General features: G+C 53.9%; 4 protein-coding genes. 3 read left to right on the top strand and 1 reads right to left on the bottom strand.

The window, feature by feature from the left end; translation table 11 throughout:
* The first annotated feature begins 101 nt into the window (after positions 1-101).
* Both K5905_RS29830 and K5905_RS29835 read left to right on the top strand, forming a co-directional pair.
* Positions 102-1,172, top strand: coding sequence for an AI-2E family transporter (locus tag K5905_RS29830; RefSeq protein WP_297591284.1), 1,071 nt, complete (start codon positions 102-104; stop codon positions 1,170-1,172).
* A 128-nt stretch (positions 1,173-1,300) separates the two neighbouring features.
* Positions 1,301-2,068 (top strand): SIMPL domain-containing protein, encoded by a 768-nt coding sequence (locus tag K5905_RS29835; RefSeq protein ID WP_297591286.1) that lies wholly within the window; start codon positions 1,301-1,303, stop codon positions 2,066-2,068.
* 68 nt (positions 2,069-2,136) lie between these two features.
* Here K5905_RS29835 and K5905_RS29840 read toward each other — a convergent pair whose 3' ends face one another.
* Entirely contained in the window at positions 2,137-3,216 is a 1,080-nt protein-coding gene (locus K5905_RS29840) for an FAD-dependent oxidoreductase (RefSeq protein ID WP_297591288.1), read from the bottom strand.
* Between the two features lie 116 nt (positions 3,217-3,332).
* Between K5905_RS29840 and K5905_RS29845 the strand changes: the two genes are divergently transcribed.
* The coding region (locus tag K5905_RS29845) for a MerR family transcriptional regulator (RefSeq protein ID WP_297591289.1) at positions 3,333-3,648 on the top strand (316 nt) is incomplete at its 3' end.

Below are 3,648 nucleotides of genomic sequence, written 5' to 3' on the forward strand. Positions count from 1 at the left end.
TGAGATTTGCCTCAAGACGAAAAACCGGTTCCGTTCACGGTTCGCTTGAGGTCAAAATGTGCACAATGACTTAATCGCCCGATTCACAAGCCGGAGCCATAATGCGATCACCGCTTCTTTCCGTCACGATGAGTGTGCTGCTTGTCTGCCTGATCGGCTGGCTTCTGGTGGTCGGCCGGTCGCTGCTGCTGCCCTTCGTGATCGCCCTGATCGTCTGGTACATGATCAACTCGCTGGCACATGCCTTCAAACAGATCCCGCTTGGCAGCTGGCGATTACCCGGTTTCCTGTCGTTTCCGCTGGCGCTCCTCACCATCTTTGCAGCTGCGACCGTGGTTCTGGACATTGTCACCGTCAACCTGACACAGCTTGCCCAGGACGCCCCCACCTATCAACGCCGTCTTGAAGAACTCTTCAATCAGGTTTCATCACATCTGAATCTGAATGATCCCGTTGAATTGAAGGATCTCCTGCCTGAATCGGTCGTGCCGCGCATGGTGACTGCCGGTGCCAGCCTGGTGACAGCGCTCGCCGGTTCCGCAAGCCTCGTCTTCATCTATGTGCTGTTTCTGGTGCTGGAACAATCCACGTTCGACCGGAAATTCGAACGCCTGTTTTCAAGCCCCGAGCGGGCACAGTCCGCATTTGCAATCCGGGCGGAAATCAACCGTTCGATCATGCATTACTTTTCAATCAAGACCGCGGTTTCCGTTGCGACCGGTGTTCTGACAAGTCTGGTTCTGATCGTCATCGGCCTGCCCTATGCGGCCCTGTTCGGCTTCATTGCATTTCTTTTGAACTACATCCCGACCATCGGATCGCTGATCGGTGTCATCTTTCCCAGTCTGCTGGCAATGGTCTATTACGATACGCTTGGGCCGTTCTTCGCCATCGCGACCGGTCTCGGCCTCATTCAGTTCTCGATCGGCAATCTGATTGAACCAAGACTGATGGGCTCGAATCTCAATCTTTCCGGTCTAGTGATCATGCTGTCCCTCGCCTTCTGGGGTGCGGTATGGGGTGTCGTCGGTATGGTTCTATGTGTACCTCTGACTGTGATGATTGTTATCGTCTGTGCCCGCTTCAAAGGCTTGCGGCCTGTCGCCGTACTGCTGTCTCAAACAGGAGATGTCGGTTTCACGGATGTCGCGTCAGTTGAGAGCAAGAATTAATGTGTCTTGTCAATTCTCCGCAGACAAGTCCTTGAAAATGAACGGAAGCTGAACCGGCAAGCCTTATCCCTGCCGCAATGGGAGACAATGTTCGCGGCAACAACAATCAGTTGAAAAGGACATATTCCATGTCATCCATTGTTTCTTATTTGCCTCAAATTCCATTGTCCTTTGCCCGAAAAGCGGCACTTGCAACCGGCCTGTCCATGGCGGTTCTCGCGTTCGCACCTGCACAGGCGCAGGATTCGGCCGCAACAGCAGCCACCGGCAGCATAACAATGGAAGGTCAGGGCACCGTATCTGTCGCACCTGACATGGCCGTCATCACCACCAATGTCGTGACCACCGCCAAGACCGCAGCAGAAGCATTGAGCGAAAACTCCGCTTCCATCACCAAGGTTATTGATGCCATCAAGGGTGCAGGCGTTGAGGCCAAGGATATTCAGACCCGTGGCTTCGGCATCTACCCGCGCTACGAACGGATCACGGACGGCTCCAATCGCCAGCCGAATATCATCGGATACGAAATCCGCAATGGCGTTGAGGTCAATGTCCGCGACCTCGGCAAGCTTGGTGGACTTCTGACCCTTGTGGTGGAAAGCGGTGCGAATTCCGTTGACGGCATCCGATTTGAAGTAAGCGACCCGGATGAAAAGCTGGACGAAGCACGCAAGCAGGCGGTCGCTGCTGCGCGCCACAAGGCGGAGATATTTGCTGATGCTGCGGGTGTGGAGCTTGGCAACATCCTGAACATCAGCGAAACCGGTGTTCAGATGCCCCGACCGCTGATGATGCGCGCCGAAGGCATGATGATGGCCAAAGCGGATGCGGTTCCCATCGAAGCCGGAGAGGAAACCATCAGCGCAAATGTCACCATCCGCTGGTCTTTGAAATAGATCGGCCAAGTGGGCTTCGCCGGGGTTGAAATTTCGACCCCGGCCGTCTTCCAGTCCCAGGTGGGTCCCTACTTTCTGCCAAACGCTTTGTTGTACTTGGTAAGAAACAGGTCCGTGCCCTTGATTTTCCTCGTGATCCAGTTTCCTGCAGTAAACAGCACCAGAAACGAATTTCCCTTCACCGGCCCCAGCGGCAAAAGAATTGGTGCGCTTTTCCAAGGCACATAAGGTTTGATATCTTTCAGCGGCTTACCGGAAAGAAGTGCCTTCAACGTTTTTGTCAGCCAAGGCACCTGCCTGGAAACAGCAACAATGGTCATGGCATCACCGTTGTCGGCGACATCTCCTGCTGCAAAAACGTTCTCCAGGCTTGATGGCCGCATCCAGCCGTCACTGGCGACCCGCCCGTTCGATGTCACTTCAACGTCCGGCAATGTTGTCAGCAGCGCCGAATTGGCCCGAGATCCGATCACCGGAAATATCAGGTCGGCGGTTATGACGCGTCCATTTGTCAGCCGAACGGTCCCCGCATAGGGCTCCGATGAGTTCTCAAGGTTTTCACCACGAGCGCCGAAAATGATTTCAACACCGGCAGATTTCAGTTTGGCTTCAAGAGACCGGCCGAGATTTGCTGGCTTTCCGGGCATCAAGGTCGCCTTGTCGCTGACAAGCACAATTTCCTTTTCAGGCATCGCGTGAGCAAGCTCGCCTGCAAGCTCGATACCGACAGCTCCACCGCCGACAATGGCTATTGTTTTTGCGTCCAGAAGTTTCTCATGGACCTCGTGGTTGGCCCGCTTCAAGGCTTCAACATCACCAGACGTCGGCTTGAACGGCAAGCTGTTCGATGATCCTGTCGCCAGAACGATATAATCCGCATCCACCCGGCTGCCATCCGCCAGCGTCACACCAGACGCATCGACTTCTGTGACCTGACCGCGAACAAATTTGCCCCGGCTAAGCAGGTTTTCGTAAGGGATCAAAGCCTTGTCGAGAATCTTCGGATCGACCACGGCACGGATCATAGCAGGAGCATGGACATATCTTTCCGCCTGTTCGATCAGCGTAACCTCCGCCTCAGTCTCCAAAGACCGTGCAAGTTCGGAGCCCAGGTTTCCTCCACCGACAATAACGATGCGCTTCGACATGTTTTACCTTTCAGCAGCCTGTTATATCAGGCGAGTGTGAAATCAGTTAGCTCGACCCATGTAATCACACAGCTAACACAAAACAATAGACCATAGTCCATGGTTTGGAGTTACGAATGAAAATCGGTGAGCTTTCCGAAAAATCGGGCCTGACGCGTGACACGATCCGCTTTTACGAACGCAACGGCCTCCTCAAGTCCCGGCCAGGAGAAAGCGAGACCAACAACTATCGGGATTATCCGGAAGAAAATCTGCTGCGCCTGGACTTTGTGAGCAATGCCCGGGAAGCAGGAATGTCGATTGCGGACCTGAAGGATATTGTCGACACCATGGAAGGTTCCTGCGACATGGACATCGCCAGAAAGGTCATCGGTGTAAAGATCGAGGAACTGAAGGACCGCAAAAAGCAGATCCAAAATGTAATCAAGTTCC

It is taken from the genome of Roseibium sp., assembly GCF_025698965.1.
In the GTDB taxonomy this organism is placed as follows: domain Bacteria; phylum Pseudomonadota; class Alphaproteobacteria; order Rhizobiales; family Stappiaceae; genus Roseibium.

What these genes read in the sequence shown, in the direction of transcription:
- K5905_RS29830 (WP_297591284.1), top strand. Translation starts at nt 102, where the DNA reads ATGCGATCACCGCTTCTTTCCGTCACGATGAGTGTGCTGCTTGTCTGC.
- K5905_RS29835 (WP_297591286.1), top strand. Translation starts at nt 1,301, where the DNA reads ATGTCATCCATTGTTTCTTATTTGCCTCAAATTCCATTGTCCTTTGCC.
- K5905_RS29840 (WP_297591288.1), bottom strand. Translation starts at nt 3,216, where the DNA reads ATGTCGAAGCGCATCGTTATTGTCGGTGGAGGAAACCTGGGCTCCGAA.